A 24339-nucleotide genomic window follows, 5' to 3' on the forward strand; every position below is an offset into this window, starting at 1 on the left:
GGCAGATGGCCCGCGCGCCGGGAGCACGACAGCCTCGGTTCATGCGAAAGACCATGCGGAAGACGCTGACCCTGCTCGGGGTCGTGGCCGGGGTCGTGGCACTCGGTCAGGCGCCGGCGACCGCCGAGGACCTGGCCTGGGGGCCCTGCCCGTTCGAGGGGCGTGCCGAGTGCGCGACCGTGCGGGTGCCCGTCGACTACCGGCACCCGGACGGCGATGGGCTGGACGTCCACATCTCCCGCCTGCGCAGCGAACGGCCCGACCTGCGGCGCGGCACCCTCGTCATGAACCAGGGAGGCCCAGGGCCACACCTCACCGACACCGCCCGCATCCACGAGCTGGTGCCGCGGAGCGTGCTCGACGCGTACGACATCGTCAGCTTCGACCAGCGCGGGTTCGGCACCAGCGCGCCGGTCCACTGTGGACTCACACCGGACGAGCAGTTCACCTTCCCGTGGCCGCTGCCCGGCGGGGAACCGGCCATGCGCGGGCGTGCGCGCCGGATCGCCGACAAGTGCGCCGCCCAGCCGCTCGTGCCCTTCCTGGGCACCGCCGACGTGGCACGCGACATGGACCGCATCCGCGCGGCGCTCGGCGAGGACACCATCACCTACGTCGGCGTCTCCTACGGCACCTACCTCGGGGAGGTCTACGACGCGATGTTCCCCGACCGCGTCGACCGGATGCTCCTGGACAGCAACGTCGACGCGGCCTCGGCGTGGCGGAACACCTTCCGCGACAGCATGACCACCGGCGTGGACGTCCGGTTCCGCGACTTCGCCGCCTACCTCGGGCGCGACCCCGCCGACGTGCGGCAGGAGTTCCTCGGGCTGGTGGACGGTCTCGACCGGACCCCGCTGGCCACGCCCAGTGGCGTGCTGACCGGCGCCCACCTGCGCATCACGCTGTTCGCGAGCCTGTACGACGACGGCGCGTTCCCCCTGGCCGCCCGCATGATCACCGCGGTCCGCGACCGCGACGCCGCCGCTGCCGCGGAGCTCGGCGACGAGCTGCAGGTCTGGTACGACGACGACAACGACGCGTCCGCGGAGATGGGGGTGTTCTGCGCCGACGGCACGTTCCCGCACGACCCCGAGGTCTACGCGACACAGGCGAAGGCCGACGCGAAGCGGTACCCGCTGACCGGGGGCGCCGGCGCGGCGATCTGGCCGTGCGCCTACTGGGCGAGCGACCCGGCCGACCCGCCGGTCCGGGTGAGTCCCCGCGGCCGCTCGAACATCCTGCTCACCAACAACCTGCGTGACCCCGCCACCACCATCGGCGCCGCGTCCGCGCTGCGCCGCCAGTACGGCGACCGCGCCCGGCTCGTCGGCGTCGACCAGGGCGGCCACGGCGCGTTCATGTTCAGCGCCAACGCCTGCGTGCAGCAGATCGGCGCCGACTTCCTGGTGCACGGCGCACGGCCCGAGGACATGACCTGTCCCTCGGCACACGCGGGGCTCGCCGGCGCGCTGGCGCACCTGACCACCGCGACGGGTGTCCCCGGCGCGGCGGCGGAGGTCGACGGCGTCCCGCTGGCGAGCGGGGTCGCCGACGTCAGGACCGGACGCCCGATGCGTGCCACCGACCGCGTGCGGATCTTCAGCAACACCAAGGCGTTCGTCGCGACGGTCGTCCTGCAGCTGGTGGGGGAGGGGAAGGTCGAGCTGGACGCGCCGATGTCGCGGTACCTGCCAGGAGTGCTGCCCTACCACGAGGACTCCACCGTGCGGGAGGTGCTCCAGCACACGAGCGGCGTACCCGACTTCGACTCCTCGGTGTTCGGGCCTGGCGGGTACGAGGCGCACCGCCTCGACCACCACACGCCCGAGGGCCTGGTGGCCGACGCCACCGCGAACCCGCCCCTGTCCAAGGAGTTCCACTACTCGACGACCAACTACGTGCTGGCCGGGATGATCGTCGAGGCGGTCACCGGCCACCCCTACGCCGACGAGGTCCGCGACCGGGTCCTCCGGCCTCTGCACCTGCGTGACACCGTGCTGCCCGGCGACACCGCCGCGATCCCCGGCAGGCACGCGCAGGGCTACGCACACGTCGACGCCGAGGACCGGATCAACGACCAGGGCAGGCGGATCGACGTCACCACGCTCAACCCGTCGCTGGTGTGGGCGGGCGGCGAGGCGGTGTCCACAGTCGGCGACCTGAACAGGTTCTTCTCCGCGTTGCTCGACGGCAGGCTCCTGGCACCCGCGCAGCTGGCGGAGATGCGGAAGACCGTGCCCGCGCCGGAACTGATCGCCGGCGCCGGGTACGGTCTCGGGCTGATCCGGGTGCCGCTGTCGTGCGGCGGGGAGTGCTGGACGCACGGCGGCAGCGGACTCGGCTTCCAGACCCGGTCGGGTGTCACGACGGACGGGCGGCAGGTGAGCATCGTGGTCAACACCTCGCCGAACACGCCGGAGCAGTCCAGGGCCATGCTCGACGCCGTCGACACGGCCCTGTGCGAGTAGGGACGGGATACTCGGGTGGTGCTGGTCGTTTCGGCGCTGGCGTCGCTGGCGTTCGCGGTGGGCGGGGCCCTTCGGTGGTCCCGCCCACCCGCCGTCGCCGCGATCGCCCTGTCCGTGCTGGTGACCGTCCTGTACCGGGGGCCGGGCAACAACACGACCGCGGCCTGGCTGCTGGTCGAGACGGCGGGACAGCTGGTGGTGCTGGCGAGCGCGACGCGCAGGGCGCCGGTGCTCGCCCCGTTCGGGGTCGCCGCGATCGCGGCGTCGCCGCTGCGCATCGGGCTGTGGCTCTCCCCGCCGTCACCGGTGACCGAGGTCGTGGGCGTGTGCGCGGTGTGGGCGCTGCTCGCGGTCGCGGCGGTCGGGGTCGGGGTGTACCTGCGGTCGCTGGACCGGGCCAGGGCGCGGGCGGTGGAGCTGGCTCGCCGTGAGCAGCGGCTGCACCTCGCGCGGAACCTGCACGACTGGCTGGCACACGAGATGACCGGCGTCGTGCTCGCCGCGCAGGCGGGCAGGCTCGACGACACCGACCCGGACGACGCGTTCCGCCAGATCGAGGAGGCGGGCACCCGGGGGCTGGAGGCCATGGACCGCGCGCTGCGCCTGCTGGGCACGGCGGCCGACGGCACGGCCGAGGTGACCACGCTGGACGAGGTGCGTGCGGCCGTCGACCGGTTCGCCGCCGGTACCCGCGCCGAGGTGACGTGCGACATCACGCTGCCGGAGCCGCGCAGGGAGATCACCGCGACACTGCACCGCGTGGTGCTCGAGGCGCTGACGAACGTCCGCAGGCACGCACGCACGGCGACCTCGGTGCGCGTGCTGGTGACCGGGGACGGCAACCGGGTGGTGGCCGAGGTGACCAACGACGGCGGCGGTGGCCGGTCGTTCGGCAGGGCGCGCCGCCACGGGGGCACGGGGCTCGCCGGGCTGGCGGAGTGGGTCACCGCGCTGGACGGCACGATGACCGCGGGACCCGTGCGGCCCTCCGGCTGGCGGGTGCGGGTGGTGGTGCCCGCATGATCAGGGTGCTCGTCGCCGACGACCAGGAGATGGTCCGGCGCAACCTGCGGCGGATCCTCGAGTCCGAGCCCGACCTGCGGGTCGTCGGGGAGGCGGCGGACGGGGTCGCGGCCGTCGAGCTGGCGAGGGTGCTGCGGCCGGACGTCGTGCTGGCCGACATCCGGATGCCGAAGCGGGACGGGATCGCGGTGGCACGACACCTCGCCGGGCCCGATGTCGTCGACCCGCTGCCGGTCGTGGTGATCACGACCTTCGAGCTGGACGAGTACGTGTACTCGGCGCTGCGCAACGGCGCGTGCGGGTTCCTGCTCAAGCGCTCGGGGCCCGCGCTGCTGATCGAGGGCGTCCGCGCGGCGGCCGGGGGCGAGATGCTGATCAGTCCACAGTTGACGGTCCGGCTGCTCCGCCACCTCAGGCAGGAACGGCCCGTGCACGAGGCGCTCACCGAGCGGGAGCTGGACGTCGTGCGGCTCGTGGCCGGGGCCCGCACCAACGCGGAGATCGCCGACGAGCTGTTCATCTCGCCGGGCACCGTCAAGACCCACATCGCGAACGTCCAGCGCAAGACGGGTGCCCGCAACCGGGTGGCCATCGCGACGTGGGCCTGGGAGACCGGCCACGCGGGGCCGTGAGCCCGCCCCGGCAGGCCGGCGGGGGCGGGCTCACGTTCGTGGTCAGTTGTTGTCGAGCGGGATCGCGATGCTCGTGATCGACAGCGGGAACGTGCCGATCCTCGTCACCGTGCCGGTGAGCAGGTTGACGTCGTACAGGTTCGCCTTGTTGTCCGGTGTGACCAGTGCGGCGAAACCGAAGTTCGCCACGGTCTTGCCGTTCACCGTGTCGGAGTAGATGTCGAAACCCGCGTGGAGGCCCGCGTCGACGGTCAGCGCGCCGGTCGCGGCAAGGCTGCCCGCGTTCGGTGGCGACTGGATGACCACCTGGTCCAGAAGAGTGTTGACGTCGAACAACGTGGTCGCGGTGTCGGCGTTGAGGTCGTTGTTCGTGTACGCCGCACCCGTCACCCCTCGCGCGGGCGAACCGTTGTTGTTCAGCGTGGAGTCCTCGACCGTGGTGTTGTCGTTGAGGTTGTGGCGCAGGTTCTGGCCGTTGTCGCTGATCACCCGCAGCCGGTCGGCCGCCGGGTTGAAGTCGACGCCGAAGCTGGTGCCGTACAACGGAACGGTCAGCTGCGAGACCTTCCTGGCCACCACGGGTTGTCCCGGCGTGGTCGGCACCGCGACCGTGTAGATCCCACCCTTGTCGCCCACCAGGTACAGAGTCCTGTTCTGCACGCGCCAGTCGATGCCGACCGCGGTGACGTCACCGGACAGCCCCTGAATGACCTGGACCCAGTCCAGCACCTGGGGAGTGTTGGTGTAGAAGGCGGCCATGAGCGTGCCGTCCTGGGTGATGCCCACCGCCTGCACGCTCGGGGTCGTCGCCGTACTGCTGCCCGCGGTCCCGATGGTCAGCGCCGCCGCGGCACCCACTGCCGTCACCGCCGCGATGATTCCCTTTTTGATCCGCGAAGTCATCGGATCTTCCTCTCCTGTGGTCTTCCCTGGAACCGGCGGGGAGGACGCTATTCACGGCCACTGGACATCGATTGGACGCCGTCGGAAGCGGCCTTGTGTGAATCTTTTTCGCCCGGCATATTGACGGGCACCCGAAATCGAGGGGGAACCATGCGACTCAGAAATCCGGTGTCCGGTCTGGTGGTGGGCGCGGCCCTCCTCGTCGGCGTCCCGATGGCCTCGGACGCCGCCGAGACACCGGCTCTGCCGCCCTGTGCGAGCGTCCCGCACCGGTCGGTGGAGGTGCACCTCGAGAGCCCCGGCCACTGGTCGTACGACCACTACCTCGTCTGGTGCGCGACCGACGGCACCGTCGAGTGGACGGTGCCCGTGGTCACCCACGAGGTGGTGTCGGGAAGCGGCTGTGTCTGGGCGAGCAACGAGGAGACGCAGCGGCCGGACGGAAAGGAGGTGACCGGTTTCGCCATGGGCGAGTTCTGGTGCGGGACCGAGGACTACGAATACCCGTGGTCGGTTCTCGGGGTCAGTCCCGACGGGCGGAGCTGGGTGGTGGACAAGGGGGTCGACCGGTCGTCGGCGCCGCGCGGCTGAGCACCGCGAGCGCGCGGCGTTCCCCGAGCCGGTGACCGGTCTCCCGGTGCACGGCCAGCGCAAGACCGGCGTGCGCCGCGGCGTCGGCGGGTCTGCCCCCGGCGAGGAGGATCTCGGCGAGCGCGGTCAGTGCCTGGCCCCGCAGCGCCCGGTACCCCTCCCGTTCGCCCAGCGCGAGTGCGTGTCTGGCGTGCTCCGCGTCCCCGGTCGCCGTCGCGAGGCCGACGAGGGCGTCCACCTCGGGGTAGCGGTCGCCGGTCGTGCGGATCAACGCCAGCGCCTCGCCGAAGTGGCGGATCGCGTCCTCGCGGTGGCCGTACCGGTGGTGCACGGTGGCGAACGTGGTCAGCACCTCCGTCTCCAGCCGGGGGTCGCCGGTCTCGCGGGCCATGGTGAGACCGGCGCGGCAGTGCTCGAACGCCTCGTCGCGCCGCCCGAGTTCCGCGTACGCGGCGGCCAGGTGGCCGTGCGTCTCCGCCTCGCCGCTGCGGTTGCCCGCCTCGCGGTAGAGGGCCAGTGCGGTGATGAGCAGCTCGGTCGCCTCGACCGGGTGCCCGGCCACGCGCCGCGCCCTGCCGAGGTTCGCGAGGCTGATCGCCTCGCCGTACACGGACCCGATACGGCGGCACTGCCGCAGCGCCTCCCCGAAGTGCTCCTGTGCCTCCGCCAGCCTGCCGAGGCGCCACGCGACCAGTCCGAGGTTGCCGAGCGCGACCGCCTCGCCCGCCCGCTGGCCGATGCTCCTGCTCAGCGCCAGCCCGCGTGCGAACCGCCGCGCGGCCGCCGTGAGCCGCCCGGAGCGCCAGTACACGAGGCCGAGGTTGCCGAGCACGGCCGCCTCCGCCGCCTGCCAACCCGCCTGGTGGGCAAGGAGAAGCGCGTGTGTGTAGTGCCGGACGGCCGGTGCGTACCTGCTCTGGCGGAAGTGCAGGTCGGCGAGGTTGAGGCGCGCGGCGGCCCGTGCGCGCGGGTCACCGGCCGCGTCGGCCGCGGCCAGCGCCGCCTCGGCCGCCGCATGCCACTCCATCCGCCGCATGCTCATCCAGAAGAAGCCGCGCAGCGCGTCGGCGAGCTGCCACGCCACCGGGTGCGGGCCCGCGTGCCGGATCGCGGCGACGAGGTTGGCCAGCTCGGTGTCCAGCCAGCCCGACGCACCCGCGGGCTGCGCGAACTCCGAGGGGAGGTCACCGTCGGATTCGGGCACCGGCAACCGGAGCATGTGCGGGTAGAGCCGCCCGGCCGCGCCGTCGACCGTGCGCAGGTACCAGTCGTACAGCCGCGCCACGGCCGCCTCGCGACCCGCTGCGGACTCCTCCCGCTCCGCCTGCTCCGCCGCGTACCTGCGCAGCAGGTCGTGGAAGCGGTAGCGGCCGCGCGCGTGGTGCTCGACGAGGTGCGCGGCGGTGAGGCGCTCCAGCACGTCGGTCGCGCGGGCCAGGTCCACCTCGCTCAGCACGGCGACCGCCTCGGCGCTCACGTCGGTGCCCGGCGCGAGGCTCAGCAGGCGGAACACGCGCCTGGCCGCGTCGGGCAACGCGGTGTAGGACAGGCCGAAGGCCGTGCGCACGGCCGTGTGCTCGTCGCCGCGCATCGCGAGCGCTGCCAACAGGTTGCCGGTCCGCAGCTCCGCCACGTACTCGGACACGCCACGCCACGGGCTGCCCGCGAGGTTGGCCGCCGCGATCCGCAGCGCCAGCGGCAGGTGCACGCACAGCTCGGCGAACTCGACGGCCGCCGCGTGCTCGGCACGGACCCGCTCCGGGCCGAGCACGTGTGCCAGCAGCTCGATCGCGTCGTCGCCGCTCAGGACGTCGAGGGTGAGGGTGCGGGCACCCGAGGTGGCGACGAGGCCGCCCATGGTCTCGCGGCCCGTCACGACCACCAGGCAGCCCGCACCCGAGGGCAGCAGCGGCCGGACCTGTTCGGGACACGCGGCGTTGTCCAGCAGTACCAACATCTTCCGGTCGGTCGTCAGCGTCCGGTACAGCGCGGAGGCGGTCTCCTGGTCGGTGGGCACCCGGTCGGCCGCGATGCCGAGTGCCGACAGGAACCGCGCGAGGATCTCGACCGGCGGCGCGGGGGAGCCGGGCGCGTGCCCGAGCAGGTTCGCGTAGAGCTGCCCGTCGGGGAACCGGTCCCGGACCCGGTGCGCCCAGTGCACGGCCAGCGCGGTCTTGCCGACACCCGCGGTACCGGAGATCGCCACGATCGCGGGTGCGCCGACGGTTTGCGTGCCGGGCAGCAGGGCGTCCAAAGTGGACAGCTGGGTCGTCCTGCCGGTGAACCCGTGTGGTTGGGCGGGCAGCTGTTTCGGCGTCCGGTGCGTGGGACGGGGTGCGGCTGTCACCTCGGTGTCGTGGTCGTCGGCGAGCAGCGCGGTGTGTGCCGCGCGCAGCTCGGGACCGGGGTCCACCCCCAGCTCCTCCACGAGCCGGTCGCGAACCTCGTGGTACAGCCGGAAAGCCGCCGCCCGCTGCCCGACGGCGTGGTAGGCGCTGATCAGCCGCGCCTGTGCCGGCTCGTCGAGCGGCTGTTCCTCGGCGGCCTCGGTGAGGTCGGGCAACGCGTCCGCCGCGGCCCCGCTCGCGATCATCGCGTCGCCGTACCTGGCGACCAGCTTCCTCCGCTCCGCGACCAGCGCGACGACCGTGGGGTTCTTGGCCAGGAAGGGAAGATCGGCGAGCGGTCTGCCGCGCCACAGCCGCAGCACCTTCCCGAGCAGCTCCGTGACCCGTGCGGTGTCGCCGTCCCGGTGCACGGCGGACGCCTCGGCGACGAGCCCGCGCACGTGCAGGAGGTCGACGTCCACGGCGTCCCGGTTGACCGCGTAGCCACCGCCGAGCCGGGGGAGCACCTGGCTGGAACCGCGTGGTGGCCGGTCGGGTTCCATGAGCCTGCGCAGGTGCTTCACGTGTGTCTGCAGCACGTTCAGGGCGCTGCGTGGCGGGCGGTCGGCCCATAGTGCGTCGACGAGGTCCCGGATGGTGACCGCCTCGCCGCCCGCGAGTGCGAGCAGGCCGAGTACGGCCCGCCTGCCCGGTGGGCCGAGGTCGATCTCGCCGCCGTCGTGCCACGCCCGAAGCGGGCCGAGCACCTGGACGCGTACAACCCCCACCACGTGAACTCACCCCATGTCCCCAGACGAGTCGACCGTAATTCACCCCGGCCACGCCTCACAACGACCAGTTGGTGTAACTCTCGCGGCCGAGTGTCTACTGTGGACGGCGACGCTTCGGCTGCCGGGACCTGAGCTGGCGCAGGGTGTAGCCGTCGCCCGCCGGGTCGAGGGGCCGGGTGGTGTGCTTGAAGAGGTACTCCGCCCGCTCGTAGGACAGGCGGCCGCGGCCGGTCTCGGGGCACAGGTCCGCAGCCGCGACGGGCCGGGCGGGCGCGGGGCGCCGGTCGGCGAGGAACAGGGGACCGCGGCGGCGCCCGCCCAGCAGCTCGGGCAACAGGCCTGCGGTGCCGGATCGCCAGCCGACCCACCCGGCACCTGCCCGCGCGCGGCGGTCGTCCAGGTCGAGGTCCTCGACGTCGAGCGACAGCACCGCCCGCACGCCTGCGCCCGACTCGTGCAGCAGCCGCCACAGCGTGTGTTCCCGCAGCGGGAGACCGGGCAGCCGCCACAGCGCGTCGAGCACCTCGGCGCCCAGGTACGCCGTCTCGCACGGTGTCTGCGGCCTGCGGTCCACGTTCGCGGTGAGATCGGCGAGGCCGGCCCAGGCGCCGAACGACCGCGTGGCCGACCGGTGCCGGTTCCACGTCCGCGCAGCCGTCCGCCCCCATGCCGTGTCGAACACCCGCGCCACGTCGTCGGCGGACAGCGACGCGAGGGGGAGCCGGCCACCGAGCGCCAGGCACAGTCGGCGCAGCGTCTGTCCGTAGGAGCGCGCGGTCTGGCCGTCGAGGCCACCGAGGAACTCCGCCGCGGCCTGTTCGAGGGTCGGGCCGTCGTCGGACCGCAGGCCGCTCGCGCGACGCGACAGGAAGGCCCGTTCGGCGGCGTTGCGGGTGAGGGCCGCGGCCCGCTCGAACTCGCGCCGGGCCTCGGCTTCGCGGCCGAGGCGGACGAGGAGATCACCCCGCACGGCGGGCAGCAGGTGGTAGTCACGCAGCGCCGGGTCCACGACCAGGGCGTCGACGACCTCCAGACCCGCGTGCGGCCCGTGGGCCATGCCGAGCGCCACCGCGCGGTTGAGGCGGACGACCGGTGTCGGCCGGAGCCGGACCAACGCGTCGTACAGCGACGCGATCTGCGCCCAGTCGGTGTCCTCGGCGGTCCGTGCCTGTGCGTGGCACACCGCGATGGCCGCCTGCAGCACGTAGGGCCCTGGTGGACCGCCGAGGTCGCGGGCCCGCAGCATCGCGGTGAACCCCCGGCGGATGAGCAACGGGTCCCACCGGCCCCGGTTCTGCTCGTGCAGCTGGACGGGCTCGCCGTCCTGGCCGGTCCGCGCCGCCGTGCGTGACGCCTGGATCTCCATCAGCGCGACCAGTCCGTGCACCTCGGCCTGTCCGGGCGCCAGCTCCGCCAGCAGCCGACCGAGGCGCAACGCCTCGAGGCACAGGCCGGGACGAAGCAGGTCGTCGCCCGCCGTCGCCGAGTAGCCCTCGTTGAAGACCAGGTAGACGACCTCGAGCACCGAGGATAGTCGCCCGGCCAGCTCGTCGGTGCCCGGCAGCTCGAACGGCACCCCCTCCCGCGCGAGCGTCCGCTTCGCGTCGGAGATGCGCCGGATGACCCTCGGCTCGTTGTCGAGGAAGGCGCGGGCGATCTCCTCGGGCGTGAGGCCGGCCACGAGCCTCAGGGTGAGTGCCACACGTGCCTCGGTCGGCAGCACCGGGTGGCAGGACAGGAACATCAGCCGCAGGACGTCGTCCTGGGACTCGGGCAGGTCGTCGCGCTGGTCCGCCTCGCGCGCCAGCTCGGCCTGGCGGGTCTCGAGCCGCCTGGCGCGCCGGAGGTGGTCGACCGCGCGGCGCTTGGCCGCGGTGGTCAGCCACGCACCCGGGTTGTCCGGGACGCCGCGTGCCGGCCACTGCTCCAACGCGGCGAGCAGCGCGTCCTGCGCCAGCTCCTCGGCGAGGCCGACGTCGTGCACCATGCGGGTGAGCGCGGCGATGATCCTCGCCGACTCGGCCTTCCAGACCGCGTCGACGGCGCCGTGCGCACCCGTCACGGGGTGCCGGCCCGGGTCGGGCCGGACCGGCACCGCGACCCGGTCACGGGCCGAAGACCTGCTGGATCATGCTCTCCCCGTCGCCGACGATCCGGCGGAAGCGGCGGCCCAGCTCGACCGCCTCCTCCTTGGACCGGACCTCGACCAGCGCGAAGCCGGCCACGGCCTCCTTGGCCTCGGTGAACGGGCCGTCCGTCACGGTGATCTCGTCGCCCTCGGAGGTGAGGAGGACACCGGCCGGGTCGAGGCCGCCGGTGGCGAGCAGGACACCGCTCGCGGTCATCTCCTCGATGAACGCGGCCATCTCGGTGAACAGCTTCTCGTCGGGTGCGTCGCCGCCCCTGGAGGTCATGAGGTAGCGCATGGTGTTTCTCCTTCGTCGTTCGGTCCTGCTGTCACCACCGCGTCGAACGGGTCCATGTGACAGGGAATGTACGCGTTCCCTGTCACACGGACGAGATCGACGTGGGGGTGACAGCACCACCGAGAGAGGAAGCAAGCCATGACCACCACCGCGACCGCCGTCCCGACCACCACCTCACACACGCGGACACTGCTCGTCTGCGGGGCCGTCGCCGGACCCCTGTGGGCGGTCGTGTCCCTGGCACAGGCCGCGACCAGGGAGGGCTTCGACATCTCCCGCCACCCGCTCAGCGCGCTGAGCGACGGCGACCTTGGCTGGCTGCAGATCGCGAACTTCCTGGTCGCGGGCGTGCTGACGGTTCTGGGGGCACGTGGCCTGCGCGTGGCGTTGCACGGCCGTCCGGGCGGCACGTGGGTGCCGAGGCTGGTCCGGATCAGCGGGATCGGGCTGGCCGCCGCCGGGGTGTTCGTGATGGACCCTGCCGACGGCTTCCCGATCGGCACGCCGGCGGGTGTGCCCACCGCGCTCAGCTGGCACAGCTACGGCCACATGGTCGCGGGCACCGTCACGTTCGCCTCGCTGATCGCCGCCTGCTACGTGCTGGGCCGCCACTTCGGCCGCGCGGGCGACCGCGGGGCCGCGGTCCTGTCCCGGATCGCGGGCACCGCACTGCTCGTCGGCGACTGCTGGGCCATGACCGGCGGCGCGGGCGGCTCGATCACCCTCGCCGTCGGCGCGATCGCCGCCATGCTCTGGGTCTCCACGGTCGCCGCCCGCCTGACCACCGCGCACTGAAGGGACTTCGCCATGCCGACCACCGTTTCGGACTACGTCACCACCCTCCCCGAGCCCCAGCGCCGGATCGCCGAACAGCTCGTGCGGCTCGTCGACGCGGAACTCCCCGGCACCGGCGTCGTGTGGCACGGACACCCGGTGTGGAGCCTGGGCTCAGCGCCGGGCCGGTCCCCGGTCTGTCTGATCAAGGCCCGGAGCACGTACGTGACCTTCTCGCTCTGGCGCGGTCAGGAGGTCGACGACCCGTCCGGCCGCCTGACCGCGGGCGCCCGGGCCATGGCGGGCGTGAAGCTCCGCAGCCTCGACGACGTCGACGCCGACCTGTTCACGGGCTGGCTGCGCCAGGCCGCGGCACTCGACGGCGGCAGGTGACCGACCACGAGCGGAGCGCCGGGAGACCACTCCCGGCGCTCCGCTTCAATGTGGGCATGAGAAGGGTCGTCGTCCTCGGCCGCGGTGGAGCGGGCAAGTCGACGCTCGCCGTCGACCTCGGCGCGGCGCTCGGCCTCGAGGTCGTCGAGCTGGACAAGCTCTTCTGGCGGCCGGATCTGCGTCCCACGCCCAAGGACCGGTGGGCCGCGACGCAGCGCGGGCTGTGTGCCGGAGAACGGTGGGTCCTCGACGGCGACCTCGGCCCCTACGACGTCCTCGCCGCACGGCTGCCCGCCGCCGACACCGTCGTCGTGCTGGACTTCGCGCTGTGGCGCTGCGCGTGGCGGGCACTGCGCCGCTCGCGCGAGAACCGGGCCTTCTGGCACTGGCTCGTCACCTACCGCCGCCGCGGCCTCCCCGCCGTCATGGCGGCCGTCGCGGAACACGCCAACCGCGCGGAACTACACGTGCTCAGGAACCCTCGCGCCGTCGAACGGTTCAGGAGGCGGTGGCGATGACCTCTCCGCTCGTGTCGCTCTCCTGGGTGGCGGGACCCGGGCCCTACGCCTGGTTTCCCTTTTCGTGGGTGACCCAGGCGAGGAGTGTTTCGGCATCGCCCCGTAATCGCAGAAGTTCCCCTTTGCGGGCGAGATCGATGGCATAAAGTGCGTGTTCCTCGGTCTGGTCGAGTTTTCCCTCGGACTTCGCGATCGTCGCCAACTGGAGGGTGGCTTCGACATGAGCCTTGGTGTATTCCAGCTCGTCCGACATTTTTAGCGCGGATTCGGCATGAGAGCGCGCCTGGGTGGTCAGTCCGAGCTCGTGGTAAATGGCCGCGAGCGAAATCAGGGAATCGGTGATGTCGTACTCGTCACCCAATTCTTCGGCGACCGCGAGGGCCTTCGTCGCGTTCGCTATCGACGCCTTGATGTTTCCGGTCTTCGAGTAGGCGTGCGCCAGCCCGCGCAGTGCGTCCGACTCCGAGTGCTGGTCGCCGCCCTGCCGGTAGCATTCGAGCGCCGCGAGGTGTTGTTCGATGGCCGCGTCGAACTCGCCGCGGCGAATCATGATCATGCCGAGCGTGGCGTGCGTCGCGCCTTTGGTCGAGCTGTTGGACGTGGCGTCAATCAGGTCGAACGCGGACAGCGCGTGTTTCTTGGCGGCGTCGAGCTGGTCCCGCCACTCCTCGAGGATGGCGAAGTTCAGCAGTGCGAACAGCTGGAGATCGGTGAAGTCGTGCTCCTCGGCCAGGCGTAAACCCTCGCTGATCTGGTCGGCCGCGTCCCGCAGGTATCCCTGCGTCGTCAACGCCTCGCCAAGGGTGATGCGAACGCGGGCCTCTCCTTCGACGAACCCGAGCTCGAGGTGGTGGTCCAACTCGGCCCTGATGTGGGGGAGCGCGCTTTGGATATCCCGAATGCGCAGGTAGACCGAGGTGAAGGCGTAGTGGATGGCGGCCATGGCACGGCGGTCCCCGGCGTCTCGTGCGGCCTTCAACGCGGTTTCGAACGCGCCGAGCGCCTCGATCCGGTACTCGCCGTGGGTCACGACGTACGCGCGCAGCGACTCGGACAGGTACCAGGCGATCTGCACCGGCCCGTACTGGGCGGTGTAGCGGATGGTCGCGATCAGGCTGGGCCCCTCGTCGCTCATCCACTGCGTGGCGTTCGGCACCGTGGGGGCCTCGTCGGCCGCCGCGATGCTGGGGTGGGTGCGCGGCAGGCGGATCCACGTCGGGTACAGGGCGTCCGCGGCGGCGTCGGCGGTGGTGACGTAGTAACTGTGCAGACGCGCGACCGCGGCGTGCAGGCCGGCCGGGTCGTCCTCGGTGACGCACCGGTCGTGGGCGTACAGGCGCACGAGGTCGTGGAACCGGTAGTGCCTCGGCCGGCCGGGGTGGATGAGGCTGGCCGCGGTCAGCTCACCGAGTGACTGCTCGGCCTGTGTCGCGGAGACGCCGGCCACGTGTTGGGCGCAGTTCCGGCAGAAGTCGGGGCCTGGCACGAGACTCAGCAGCCGGAACAGGCGTGCCGCGTCCGGACTGAGCGTCCGGTACGACAGGTCGAACACGGCACGCACCGTGGCGCGTGGGTCGTCGGCGATCGTCAGCGCGGCGAGTCGGTCGTGTTGTTCCAGCTCGTTGATGAAGTCGGACAGCGGGCGTGAGTTGTGCAGGTAGGCCGTGGCCGCGATGCGCATGGCGAGCGGCAGGTGCCCGCACAGCTCGATGATCTGCGCGACCTCGGTGTCGGCCGGCTGCGGGGCCGTGGCCAGGATCGAGCGGATGAGCTGTTCGGCGTCCCGCGGGGAGAGCGGCGGCAGTGACAGCAGCCTCGCCCCGCTCAGCGCGGCGAGGCTCGGCATCTGCGACCGGCTGGTGATCAGCACGGCGGACGCCGGGGCCGCGGGGATCAGGTCGCTCACCTGCTTGGCGTTCGCCGCGTTGTCCAGCACGAGCAGGATGCGGCGGTCGGCGACCAGGCTGCGGTAGGTGTTGGTGAGGTCCTCGAGGTCGGTCGGGACCTGGGTGGACGGCAGGCCCAGCGCGGGCAGGATGCGGCTGAGTACCCGCGCCGGACTCAGCGGCAGGTGCTCGGAGTAGCCGTGGAGGTCGATGAACAGCTGGCCGTCGGGGAATCTGGTACGCACCTCGTGGGCGAGCCTGATCGCGAACGCGCTCTTGCCGACCCCTGGCATGCCGCTGATGACGAGCACGGGTGCGCTCGCGCCGAACGGCGCGGTCAGCGCCGCGCGCGCGGCGGCCAGGTCGTCGGCGCGCCCGACGAAGTCGCCGATGTTGGCAGGCAGCTGCGCCGGGGTGAGGCGCACGATCGTCGGGGCCGACGCGTTGGCCACCGCGGTGGTGACCACGTTGTCGAGGGTGTCGGTGAGCACCCCGTGCTGGGTGCGCTCCAGCTCGGACCCCGGCGTGATGCCGAACTCGTCGGCCAGGTAGGCGCGGGCACGCCGGTAGGCCGCGAGCGCCTCCACCCGCTTGCCGGACCGGTACAGCGCCACCATCAGCTGGGACCACACGCGCTCGCGGTCGGGGTGGCGTGCGGTCATCGCACGCAGGTCGGTGACCAGCTCGGCGTGCCTGCCGAGGTCCAGGTACGCGTCGGCACGTCTCTCGACCGCCTGGCCGTACTCGTCGACCAGCCCGTGCACGGCCCGCGACTTCGCGGTGCTCGGCGCCAGGCTCGCCAGCGGCTCGTCGCCCCACAGCGCGAGTGCGGCGTCGAGCCGGTCGAGCTGCTCCGCACCCTGCAGCGTCTCCGCCTCCCGGAGCAGGCGGCGGAACCGCAGCAGGTCGACCGCCGTGTCCGGCACGATGAGGCGGAACCCGTCCGGCAGCGCCTCGATCAGCTCGGGGGCCTCCAGCGTGCGGCGCAGCCTGCGGACATAGGCCTTCGCGCTCTCCCAGGCGTCGCTCGGGGGCTCGTCGTCCCAGAGCCACTCGACCAGCTCGCCGACGGGCAGGACCTGGTTCGTACGCAGCAACAGGGCCGCCAGGACCACCTGCTGGCTCCCGGCGGGAACGTGCACCGGCCCGCCGGCACGCAGAACCGCGACCGGTCCTAGGACACGGAACTCCATTAGAGGCACCGCACCGCTGCCCTCTCCGTGTCCGCCCGACGCCTTTTCGCTACCCAACGCACACGAGCGGATGCCGCCCGTTCACCCGGCATGATAATCCGCGTCACCCGACTCGTGGTAAGAGTCCGGCAAACTCGAACCGAGACCCGTTGACGATTTCCTCGCGACAGCTTGGTAATCGCCGTACGCTACCCTTGTCGCGAGCCATGCCCGGCATGAGGAGCACGCGATGAACACGTCAGCCGCCGACACCGTCGTCATTGAGTTATCCGACGAATACCTGCCCGCCGAGATTCTGAGCGGCTGGGCCGAGCGGCACCCGGACGGTGACTGACCTGCACGCCTGCGCCGACTGATCGCACGTGCCCGATCCCCGGTTGCGCATCTCGTCCTGTGGCGCGTTGCTGCGGCACGCCGATCAGCTCGTCTGGCACGACACCCTGACACACCGGCGCTTCGCCATCGGCGAGGAGGCCGACCTCGTGCTGCGCTGTTTCACCGTGTGGCAACCGCTGAGCCGGCTCCGCGTGCACGCCCGCGACGACGACCACGCCGAGTTCCTGGTCGCCGTCGCCGAGCGGCTGCGCGCGGCTGGCGTCCTCGTCACGTGGCAGTCGGAACGACACCGCGTCGAGAACGCCAACGAGGCGGCCTGGGGTCGCTGGGGCCGGCTCGTCGCCCTGTTCCACACGGAGACCCGCAACCTCCGCGACCAGCGGTTCCTCACGACCGACGCCGATCAGGAACGGCTGGCCGAACGCCTCGAGCACGAGCCGCCGCCACCGGTCAGCCACGAACTGGAGACCACGCACCGGGTTCCCCTGACCGACACGCCGTTGGCGGGCGCCGACTTCCTGGACGTCCTTGCCAACCGCCGCAGCACGCGCCGGTTCAGCGGCGCACCCGTGCCGTTCGAGGCGATCAGCGCACTGCTGCGGCGGGCCGGGGGGATCACCGAGATCGACGAGCCGACCCAGACCGCCTTCAAGACCTCCCCTTCCGGCGGTGGCCGGCACCCCACGGAGCTCTACCTCAACGCACACGGGGTCGCCGGGCTCCGTGGCGGTCTGTACCACCTGAACACCAGGCGATGCGAGCTGGAGTGGGTCGGGCCGCCCGTGTCGGCCGACGCGCTCGTGGCACTGCTGGGGGACCAGGACTGGGTGGCGGGCAGTGGCTGCGTGGTCTTCTACACCTGCGTGCTCGCGCGGAGCACGTGGAAGTACTCCACGCCCCGCACGTACCGGATGCTCCATCTCGACGTCGGACACCTCAGCCAGACGGTGTACCTGCTGGCAGCCGCGCTGGGCCTCGGCGTGACCTTCACCGCGGCGATCCAGGACGAGAAACTCGAGGACCTCTTGGGGATTGACGCAACCGATGAATTGGTGATGGGCTGTTCAGTGATTGGGATGCCAACACGCGCGACCTCAATCGAACACGGAGAGTAGTCACGGGAGGGCGTCGAGTTGCCGGGGGACGACCACGCACGCGACGACCGCGTCACCTACGCGGACATCTTCGCCGAGCGTGAGTTCCGGGCGCTGTTCACCAGTCGCACGCTCTCCACCATCGGCGACTACATCGCGCGTGCCGCGCTGGTCATCGCGGTCTTCGCCGAGACGAAGTCCACGGCACTCATGGGCATCACCTTCGCACTGACCACGCTGCCGGACCTGATCGGCGGCCCGGTGCTGGCCGGTCTGGCCGACCGGTACCCCCGCCGCGTGGTCATGGTGGTCACCGACGTCGGGCGGGCGCTTCTCTTGCTGGTCATGGCGATCCCGGGGATGCCGCTGCTCGCGTTGTGGGTCCTGCTCTTCGTCGTGCGGCTGGTGGACGCGCCGTTCAACAGCGCCTACATCTCCACCATGTCCGTGGTGCTGCCCGGAAGGCGGCTCGTGAAGGGGACCGCGGTCACGCAGCTGGTCAACCACGTCGCCTACACCGTCGGTTACGCGGCAGGCGGCGTGATCGTCGGGCTCACCGGTCTGTCCGTGGTGCTGGTGTTCAACGCCGCGACCTTCGCCCTGTCCGCACTCGCGATCCTGCTCGGGGTGCTGGCCCGTCCGGCGACCGCACACGCCGACTCCGCGCCGACCTGGCTCGGCTCCACCCGCGCCGCGTTCCGTTACATCACCGCGCATCCGCGGCTGTGGCTGATCATGCTGTTCACGTTCCCCATCGCCGCGACGCTCGCGAGTGAGACGCTCGCGGCGCCGTACTCGGTCCAGATCGGCCACGGGTCCGCCGTCGGCGGACTGCTGATGGGTTCCGGTCCCGCGGGCATCGTCATCGGGCTGTGGCTGCTCCCCATGGTCATCCCGGACCAGCGCACCAAGCACGTCGTGCTCCTGTCGATCACCTGCTGTGCACCGCTGGCGCTGTTCGTCCTGGTGCCCGGTGTGCTGGCCGCCAGCCTGCTGGTCGTGGCCTCCGGGATCGCCCTGTACTTCTGGATCCCGCTCGCCGCCGAGTTCACCCAGGCCGTGCCGGACGAGATGCGCGGACAGGCGGTGGGACTGCTCACCATGACGATGCGCGTCACGCAGGGCATCGCCATCCTGATCTTCGGGCTCGCCGCCCAGAACGCGTTGTCCTCCACGGTGATCTCGACCTCCGGGGTCATCGGCACCGCGATGGTGGTCGTCCTGTCCGTGGCCTGGGTTCGCGCGAGCAAGTCCTCGCCGATCGCGGTCGCACCGCGTACTATTCCGCCTCGCGGCGACACGGTTCAGTAACGCCGCCCCCATCACCTGTGGCGACCGGCGGGTCGCTGTCCGTCGTGTGTCCGTGAACTGTCCGCGCCCATAAAGAACCTAGGAACATGGGCACAGGGGGAACAGGGGGAACCAGCCACGTCCACGACCTGATCGCGGCTCTCGCCGTCCTTTTCGGCACCATGGCCTGCGGACTCGTGCTGACGTGGTCGGCAGTGTCGTCTGTCCCGGGGGGAACGGGGCAGACGGCACTGTCGCTGGTGGTCTGCGGACTCGCACAGGCGGAACTGGCGCGCCGCCACGCGTCCCGCGCCACCCGGCAGGTGGACACTCCCGGCGTCCCGACCGTGTCCGTGTGGGTCGTCGGTGCCGCACTGACCCTGCCGCTTCCCCTGGTGCTGGTCGTGTCGTCGGTCCTGCACACGCACGACCTGGTCCGGGGACCCCGCGGCGGCGCTCACCTCCGGCGCGTGGTGGCAGGCACGGTCGGCGCGACGCTCGCGTGGTCGGTCTCGTCTGGCGGCGTACTCGGGGCGGTGCTCGGCGGACTGCTCTACCTCGTCGTCACGGACGGCCCCGCACTGGTACGCGCCACCCGTTCGCTACTGCGCCGGGAAAGCCACCGCGCGGTGGGCGATGCGGTGGCCTGCGCGGCACTCGGGGTGCTGCTGGGCCTGTTCGCACACGTCTCGCCGCTCGCGATCCTGTTCGTACTGGCCCCGGTGGCCCACCTGAACCAGGCCGCACGCGGTCGCGCACTGCGTTACGTCGCCGCGCACGACCCGAAGACCAGGCTGTGGAACCACTCGGCGTGGCAGGCACTGAGCAGCGCCGCGCTCGCGAGCCCCCGCACCCGGGCGCGCTCGGCCGTGCTCATGGTCGACCTCGACCACTTCAAGCGCCTCAACGACACCCACGGCCACCACGCGGGCGACGACGTGCTCACCAGCGTCGCGCACGTGCTGCGGACCTCCACGCGCCGCAACGACATCGTCGCGCGCTTCGGCGGCGAGGAGTTCAGCATCCTGCTCCCCGGCGTCACCGAGCAGGAGGCGTGCCAGGTGGCCGAACGCATCCGCGACCAGATAGCCGCGCTGACCGTGATCACCACGAACCTCCACGGCCGCCCGACGACGATCAGCGACGTCACCGCCTCCATCGGCGTCGCGACGACCGACCGCGCCGACACCAGCGTCGACGACCTCCTGGTGAACGCCGACCGCTGGCTCTACCAGGCCAAGGAACGCGGCCGCAACCGCGTCTGCGGGCCCGTGCTCGCCGCGGCCTGAGGCCGGAGATCGGGATGGACCACCCCCCGGTATGGGTTCGCGCGGGGCTGCTGCTGCCGCTGGCCGGTGCCATGGCGTTCGCGGGTGCCGCCCGGATCGTGCCGACCACGTCGGCGGACTGGGCACTGGCGGGGGCGATCCTCGTGGCGGCGATCGTCCAGTCGGAGATCACGCGGCGCCTGCACGCGGGTCGTCGGGAGCAGGAACCCCACAGCGTGGCGGCCATGATCTCGGCGTGGTCGCTGGCGGCGGCCGTCGCGGTGCAGCTCACGCTGGCGATCGCGTTGACGCTCGTGCTGTACACACACCACTGCCTGCGCCGGGGACACGACAGGCCGGGCGCCTTCGACACGTTCGCGGGCCACGCGGGTATCGCCGCCTGTGCGGTGGTGGCGGCCCACTTCGCCGCGTCGTTCGGCGCGTGGACCACGTGGACCCCGAGGGCGGACACCCTCGGGGTGCTGGCGGTCGCGGCGGCGGGGGCGGCGTACCTCCTGGTCGACCACGCACCCGGTTTCCTGCGTCACCGCAGGGCTTTCGCCGCCCGGGCCGCGGAGCTGGGCCTCGAGGCGGCGCTGCTGGCGACGGGTGCGGTCGTCGGCGCACTGGCCCCCGGCGGGGTGGTCGTCGTGCTGGCGGCGGTGCCCGTGGTCGTGATGCTGCACAACGCCGCGCTCACCGAGCAACTGGAGGACGAGGCCGCCACGGACACGAAGACCGGGCTGGCCACCGCGGCGTCGTGGCAGGCAGGCGCGGAACGCGCCTTCGCGGCGGCGGCGCGGGACGGTCGTCCGGTCGGCGTGCTGATGGTGGACCTCGACTATTTCAAGCGCCTCAACGACACCCACGGCCACTACGCGGGCGACGAGTTCCTCGCGGCGGTGGGGGACTGCCTGCGTTCGCAGCTACGGGCCGACGACCTGGCGGGCCGCTTCGGCGGCGAGGAGTTCACGGTGCTCCTGCCCGACACGGACATCGTCGCCACCATGACCGCGGCGGAACGCATCCGCGCCGCGATCTCGAAGCTGCACGTCACCACCACCGACAACCACGGCCGCCTCGTCGTGATCACCGGCGTCACCGTGTCGATCGGCGCCGCGACCCACCCCCACCACGGCGCCACGGCCCGCGACTGCCTCCGCGTCGCCGACAGCAACCTCTACCAGGCCAAGCGACAGGGCCGGAACACCGTCGTCGGCGTGGGCACGGAGAACGTCGCACCCTTCCGGCAGCCACGCTGACCTCCCGCGGTCAGGTCGAGGTCAGCGCCCCGGGCGGGAGGAGTGCGTCGATGACCCGGGCCGCGCGTTCGGGATCGGGGTGCTCGCCGGTGATCAGTCCCAGGTAGACGTAGGACTCGGCGATGCGGACCAGCACGTACGGCAGGTCGTCGCCGGGCACCGACGGGTTCAGGCGACCGGCCGCGACCTCCTCGCGGACGAGGTCGTCGACCGAACGGATCAGCCTCGCCTCGAAGTCGGACGCCCTGGTGGTCAGCAGGCGCAGCGCCAGCTCGCCCTCGCGGTCGAGGAAGCGGCGCATCCCGGGGTTGGCGGTGACGGCACGCACCATGCCGTTCATGACCGCCGCCGCGGGTGACCGACCCGGCACGGCAGGCGGCCCCGCGTGACAGTGGGTCTCCCGCAGCGCGGCGATGGTGGGGTCGAGCAGCGACCAGAGGATCTCGGTGAGCAGCTGGTCCCGAGACCCCACCCACCGGTACAGCGTGGCCCGGTCCACCTCCAGGCAGCCGGCCAGCGACCGCATGTCCACACGCGCCCCGGCCACGAACGTCCTGCGCGCCTGCCGGAAGGCGTCGAGCGCGGTCGGCCGCACGGTCGCGGTGCCCGCGAGCTGTCGCCGCAGCGGCGTGCCGGCCCGTCGCGGCTCCCGGGGGGACATCCGAACCCTCCCTTGACACGTGTCGGCTGCCGACGGACAGTATGCGACAGGTCAGGGGAACGTTGCAACGGAGCCACACATGAGCGAAATGCGCAGTCCGGTCGTCCGGCTCGACGACGGAGTCGTTCGCGGGAAGGCCGAGGCCGGGACCTACGCGTTTCTCGGCATCCCCTACGCCGCGCCCCCCTTCGGCCCCGACCGCATGCGCCCGCCGCAGCCGGTGACACCGTGGGACGGCGAGCGGGACGCGACGGCGTTCGGGCCCACGGTCCCCAAGGGCGACTACCCGCCGCAGTACGCCCCGCTCTTCCCCGAGGTCGTCATCGGGGGCGAGGACTGCCTCAACCTCAACGTGTGGACACCCGACCCCGGCGCGGCCGGTCTCCCGGTACTCGTGTGGATCCACGGCGGCTCGTTCATGAACGGCTCCTCGTCGGTCGCCGAGTACGACGGCACCGCCTTCGCCCGCGACGGCGTGGTCTGCGTGAGCGTCAACTACCGGCTCTCCGCCGAGGGCTTCCTGTTCCTCGACGACGGCACCGCCAACCTCGGCCTCCTCGATCAGGTCGCCGCCCTGCGGTGGGTGCGGGACAACATCTCCGCGTTCGGCGGCGATCCGTCGCGGGTCACCGTCGCGGGCGAGTCCGCCGGGGCGATGAGCGTGACGTCGCTGCTGTCGATGCCGCTGGCGGAGGGCCTGTTCGCGCAGGCCATCGCGCAGAGCGGCGCGGGCGCCCACGCACTGACCAGGGAGGAGGGCCGTACCGTCGGCGGCTACCTCGCCGACGCGCTCGGCGTCGCGCCGGATCGTGAGGCGATCCGGTCCGTGCCGCTGGACAAGCTCGTCCGGGTGGCCTCCGACCTGGTGGTCGAGGTGCAGACCGCGCCGGACCCGGCCAGGTGGGGACGGCTCGCGCTGAGCCTGCTCCCGTTCGCGCCGACCGCCGACGGCTCGGTCCTGCCCGCCCCGCCGGTCGACGCCATCGCGGCGGGCCAGGGGGCCGGGGTGCCGCTCCTGATCGGCACGAACCTGGGCGAGGCGCGGCTGTTCCTGGTCGCACCGGGCGTCATCGACTTCATCGACGAGCCGACACTGGCCGCGGCGGCGGGCGGGTACGGGCTCACCGAGGACGGTCTGTCCGTCTACCGGGCGAACCGGCCGGGCGCGAGCGCGGGCGACGTCATGTCCGCGGTGGTCTCCGACTGGTTCTTCCGGGTCCCGGCGATCCGGGTGGCCGAGGCCAGGAACGCCTCGGGCGCGGCGGCCACCTGGATGTACCGGTTCGACTGGCCCGAGCCCGGCGCCAACAACGGGCTCGGCGCCTGTCACGGGGTCGAGATCCCGTTCGTCTTCGACACCATCGCGCAGGCCGGGCTGCGGCCACGCCTCGGCGACGCGCCGTCCCGGACCGTCGCCGACCGGGTCCACCGGGTCTGGGTCGACTTCGTCACCCGAGGCGAGCCGGGTTGGGCGCCCTACGACACCGCGGCCCGCACCACCGGCCTGCTGGCGGAGGAGGTCAGCGCCGTCGACGACCCGGCAGGCGACGAACGCGTGCTCTGGGAGGGCATCCGCTGACGCCTCGGGGTGCGGTCAGCCGGGGTCGGACGGCAGGAGGACGACCTGCCCGCTGGCCGAACGTCCGGTGAGCACGAAGTGCGGGGCTCCGCCCGTGCCGACCAGACCGCCCTTGTCCCGCACCTGCGACGGCTTGCCCCTCCTGGTCACGAGACCCTCGACGTCGACGGTGGCGTCGAGGGGGAAGCGCAGCTTGACCCTCGTCGCCCCGCCGTGGAGCTCGATCCGCACCTCGCGGTGGTCGACGCGGGCGTGACCGAAGTCGAGGTCGACGGTCCCCGTGCGCGGACGCAGGACGAGTGTCTCCGGCACCTGCCAGTCCCCCCGGCGTCTGATGCCGTGACCGGCCTCCCGGAGCTCCAGCCTGCTGCCCGGCGGCGGAACCGACCTGGGCTGGTCCGCGTGCGCCAGCCCGGGCAGGTCGAGCAGCAGCGTGTTGAGGTCGCCGCGGGTGCGGGCGGCCAGTGCCAGGTCGGTCCTGGCGGTGAACTCGGCGAGGTCGATCAGCCCCCGGCCGGTCGCCGAGGTCAGCAGCGCCACGACGTGTTCCCGTTCGGCGTCGGAGACGCGCAGGTTCACGCTGTGTTCGGTCGTGTCACCCATGACGGTGAGGATATGGCCCGGCACGAGGTACGCCATCAGGGAAATCTCCTGATCCAGGGTAGGGGTCGCCGGGGGCGTTCGGCGGGGTCCACCGTGATCGACTCCCCGATCAGATGATCATGGTCCACGTTCGGCTCACCGTAGGACCGCCCTTCGGTGGAAACACCCACTTTGAGTAGCACGAATTCCCTCGAAAATGGTGTACCCAAAAGAGATCTTGTTTGGCCGGAGTAGATTGGTATGTTGGTGTCCGGCCTGGCCGACCAGTGAAAACAATCCCCGCCGCGCGCATTACGGAGCCTTTCCGAGCCGACCACG

19 protein-coding genes are annotated in these 24339 nt (G+C 72.0%); 12 read left to right on the forward strand and 7 right to left on the reverse strand.

From position 1 onward, the window contains the following. Positions 1-41: 41 nt before the first annotated feature. From CLV71_RS03280 to CLV71_RS03290, 3 genes are read left to right on the forward strand one after another with little or no spacing between them, the layout of a single operon-like run. On the forward strand, positions 42-2471 hold the full coding sequence (locus CLV71_RS03280; protein ID WP_133901021.1) for an alpha/beta fold hydrolase: 2430 nt from the start codon (positions 42-44) through the stop codon (positions 2469-2471). 18 nt (positions 2472-2489) lie between these two features. Next, a complete protein-coding gene (locus CLV71_RS03285) occupies positions 2490-3494 on the forward strand; it encodes a sensor histidine kinase (protein ID WP_133901022.1) in 1005 nt (334 codons plus the stop codon). Beyond that, on the forward strand, positions 3491-4126 hold the full coding sequence (locus CLV71_RS03290) for a response regulator (protein ID WP_133901023.1): 636 nt from the start codon (positions 3491-3493) through the stop codon (positions 4124-4126). The genes CLV71_RS03285 and CLV71_RS03290 overlap by 4 nt, the downstream gene beginning before the upstream one ends. Before the next feature lie 42 nt (positions 4127-4168). Here the strand turns inward: CLV71_RS03290 and CLV71_RS03295 are convergent, their stop codons facing one another. Next, entirely contained in the window at positions 4169-5029 is an 861-nt protein-coding gene (locus tag CLV71_RS03295) for a DUF4394 domain-containing protein (protein WP_133901024.1), read from the reverse strand. 150 nt (positions 5030-5179) lie between these two features. On the opposite strand from CLV71_RS03295, the gene CLV71_RS03300 reads away from it, so the two are divergent. Then, positions 5180-5620, forward strand: coding sequence for a hypothetical protein (locus tag CLV71_RS03300; RefSeq protein WP_133901025.1), 441 nt, complete (start codon positions 5180-5182; stop codon positions 5618-5620). On the opposite strand, the gene CLV71_RS03305 is transcribed toward CLV71_RS03300, so the two are convergent. The 3 genes from CLV71_RS03305 to CLV71_RS03315 form a co-directional block, all read right to left on the reverse strand. Then, on the reverse strand, positions 5553-8738 hold the full coding sequence (locus CLV71_RS03305; RefSeq protein WP_243866195.1) for an AfsR/SARP family transcriptional regulator: 3186 nt from the start codon (positions 8736-8738) through the stop codon (positions 5553-5555). The genes CLV71_RS03300 and CLV71_RS03305 overlap by 68 nt on opposite strands. Positions 8739-8832: 94 nt before the next feature. Continuing rightward, complete coding sequence (locus CLV71_RS50395) at positions 8833-10833, reverse strand: sigma-70 family RNA polymerase sigma factor (protein WP_341771423.1); 2001 nt, start codon at positions 10831-10833, stop codon at positions 8833-8835. Positions 10834-10843: 10 nt separating this feature from the next. Further along, positions 10844-11164 carry a YciI family protein gene (locus CLV71_RS03315; protein ID WP_133901026.1) on the reverse strand — a complete coding sequence of 107 codons (321 nt, stop codon included), beginning with the start codon at positions 11162-11164 and terminating at the stop codon, positions 10844-10846. A gap of 138 nt (positions 11165-11302) precedes the next feature. Between CLV71_RS03315 and CLV71_RS03320 the strand changes: the two genes are divergently transcribed. From CLV71_RS03320 to CLV71_RS03330, 3 genes are read left to right on the forward strand one after another with little or no spacing between them, the layout of a single operon-like run. Then, positions 11303-11959 carry a DUF998 domain-containing protein gene (locus CLV71_RS03320; protein ID WP_133901027.1) on the forward strand — a complete coding sequence of 219 codons (657 nt, stop codon included), beginning with the start codon at positions 11303-11305 and terminating at the stop codon, positions 11957-11959. A 12-nt stretch (positions 11960-11971) separates the two neighbouring features. Further along, entirely contained in the window at positions 11972-12331 is a 360-nt protein-coding gene (locus tag CLV71_RS03325; protein ID WP_133901028.1) for a DUF1801 domain-containing protein, read from the forward strand. Positions 12332-12387: 56 nt separating this feature from the next. Next, positions 12388-12849 (forward strand): P-loop NTPase family protein, encoded by a 462-nt coding sequence (locus tag CLV71_RS03330; RefSeq protein WP_133901029.1) that lies wholly within the window; start codon positions 12388-12390, stop codon positions 12847-12849. A 43-nt stretch (positions 12850-12892) separates the two neighbouring features. Here CLV71_RS03330 and CLV71_RS03335 read toward each other — a convergent pair whose 3' ends face one another. After that, the gene (locus tag CLV71_RS03335; protein WP_133901030.1) at positions 12893-15928 is read right to left on the reverse strand and encodes an AfsR/SARP family transcriptional regulator; all 3036 of its coding nucleotides are present in this window, start codon (positions 15926-15928) and stop codon (positions 12893-12895) included. Positions 15929-16290: 362 nt separating this feature from the next. Between CLV71_RS03335 and CLV71_RS03340 the strand changes: the two genes are divergently transcribed. The 4 genes from CLV71_RS03340 (at position 16291) to CLV71_RS03355 (ending at position 21178) form a co-directional block, all read left to right on the forward strand. Next, the gene (locus CLV71_RS03340) at positions 16291-17379 is read left to right on the forward strand and encodes a SagB family peptide dehydrogenase (protein ID WP_133901031.1); all 1089 of its coding nucleotides are present in this window, start codon (positions 16291-16293) and stop codon (positions 17377-17379) included. An 18-nt stretch (positions 17380-17397) separates the two neighbouring features. Next, positions 17398-18669, forward strand: a complete 1272-nt coding sequence (locus CLV71_RS03345; RefSeq protein WP_133901032.1) for an MFS transporter — start codon at positions 17398-17400, stop codon at positions 18667-18669. 86 nt (positions 18670-18755) lie between these two features. Then, positions 18756-19937, forward strand: a complete 1182-nt coding sequence (locus tag CLV71_RS03350; RefSeq protein WP_133901033.1) for a GGDEF domain-containing protein — start codon at positions 18756-18758, stop codon at positions 19935-19937. Positions 19938-19951: 14 nt separating this feature from the next. Continuing rightward, positions 19952-21178: a GGDEF domain-containing protein gene (locus tag CLV71_RS03355; RefSeq protein ID WP_133901034.1), complete on the forward strand. Its 1227-nt coding sequence runs from the start codon at positions 19952-19954 to the stop codon at positions 21176-21178. Between the two features lie 10 nt (positions 21179-21188). Here the strand turns inward: CLV71_RS03355 and CLV71_RS03360 are convergent, their stop codons facing one another. Then, on the reverse strand, positions 21189-21839 hold the full coding sequence (locus tag CLV71_RS03360) for a QsdR family transcriptional regulator (RefSeq protein ID WP_166663903.1): 651 nt from the start codon (positions 21837-21839) through the stop codon (positions 21189-21191). A gap of 79 nt (positions 21840-21918) precedes the next feature. Here CLV71_RS03360 and CLV71_RS03365 point away from each other — a divergent pair, with 79 nt between their 5' ends. After that, positions 21919-23418, forward strand: coding sequence for a carboxylesterase/lipase family protein (locus tag CLV71_RS03365; RefSeq protein ID WP_133901035.1), 1500 nt, complete (start codon positions 21919-21921; stop codon positions 23416-23418). Positions 23419-23433: 15 nt separating this feature from the next. Here CLV71_RS03365 and CLV71_RS03370 read toward each other — a convergent pair whose 3' ends face one another. Beyond that, complete coding sequence (locus tag CLV71_RS03370) at positions 23434-24021, reverse strand: DUF1707 SHOCT-like domain-containing protein (RefSeq protein ID WP_133901036.1); 588 nt, start codon at positions 24019-24021, stop codon at positions 23434-23436. Positions 24022-24339: the final 318 nt, after the last annotated feature.

Origin of the sequence: Actinophytocola oryzae (genome assembly GCF_004364325.1) — a bacterium.
Lineage (GTDB): Bacteria > Actinomycetota > Actinomycetes > Mycobacteriales > Pseudonocardiaceae > Actinophytocola > Actinophytocola oryzae.

Coding starts and splice junctions, on each gene's coding strand:
- CLV71_RS03280 (WP_133901021.1), top strand. CDS start 42: ATGCGAAAGACCATGCGGAAGACGCTGACCCTGCTCGGGGTCGTGGCC.
- CLV71_RS03290 (WP_133901023.1), top strand. CDS start 3,491: ATGATCAGGGTGCTCGTCGCCGACGACCAGGAGATGGTCCGGCGCAAC.
- CLV71_RS03295 (WP_133901024.1), bottom strand. CDS start 5,029: ATGACTTCGCGGATCAAAAAGGGAATCATCGCGGCGGTGACGGCAGTG.
- CLV71_RS03300 (WP_133901025.1), top strand. CDS start 5,180: ATGCGACTCAGAAATCCGGTGTCCGGTCTGGTGGTGGGCGCGGCCCTC.
- CLV71_RS03315 (WP_133901026.1), bottom strand. CDS start 11,164: ATGCGCTACCTCATGACCTCCAGGGGCGGCGACGCACCCGACGAGAAG.
- CLV71_RS03320 (WP_133901027.1), top strand. CDS start 11,303: ATGACCACCACCGCGACCGCCGTCCCGACCACCACCTCACACACGCGG.
- CLV71_RS03325 (WP_133901028.1), top strand. CDS start 11,972: ATGCCGACCACCGTTTCGGACTACGTCACCACCCTCCCCGAGCCCCAG.
- CLV71_RS03330 (WP_133901029.1), top strand. CDS start 12,388: ATGAGAAGGGTCGTCGTCCTCGGCCGCGGTGGAGCGGGCAAGTCGACG.
- CLV71_RS03335 (WP_133901030.1), bottom strand. CDS start 15,928: ATGGAGTTCCGTGTCCTAGGACCGGTCGCGGTTCTGCGTGCCGGCGGG.
- CLV71_RS03350 (WP_133901033.1), top strand. CDS start 18,756: ATGGGCACAGGGGGAACAGGGGGAACCAGCCACGTCCACGACCTGATC.
- CLV71_RS03355 (WP_133901034.1), top strand. CDS start 19,952: ATGGACCACCCCCCGGTATGGGTTCGCGCGGGGCTGCTGCTGCCGCTG.
- CLV71_RS03360 (WP_166663903.1), bottom strand. CDS start 21,839: ATGTCCCCCCGGGAGCCGCGACGGGCCGGCACGCCGCTGCGGCGACAG.
- CLV71_RS03365 (WP_133901035.1), top strand. CDS start 21,919: ATGAGCGAAATGCGCAGTCCGGTCGTCCGGCTCGACGACGGAGTCGTT.
- CLV71_RS03370 (WP_133901036.1), bottom strand. CDS start 24,021: ATGGGTGACACGACCGAACACAGCGTGAACCTGCGCGTCTCCGACGCC.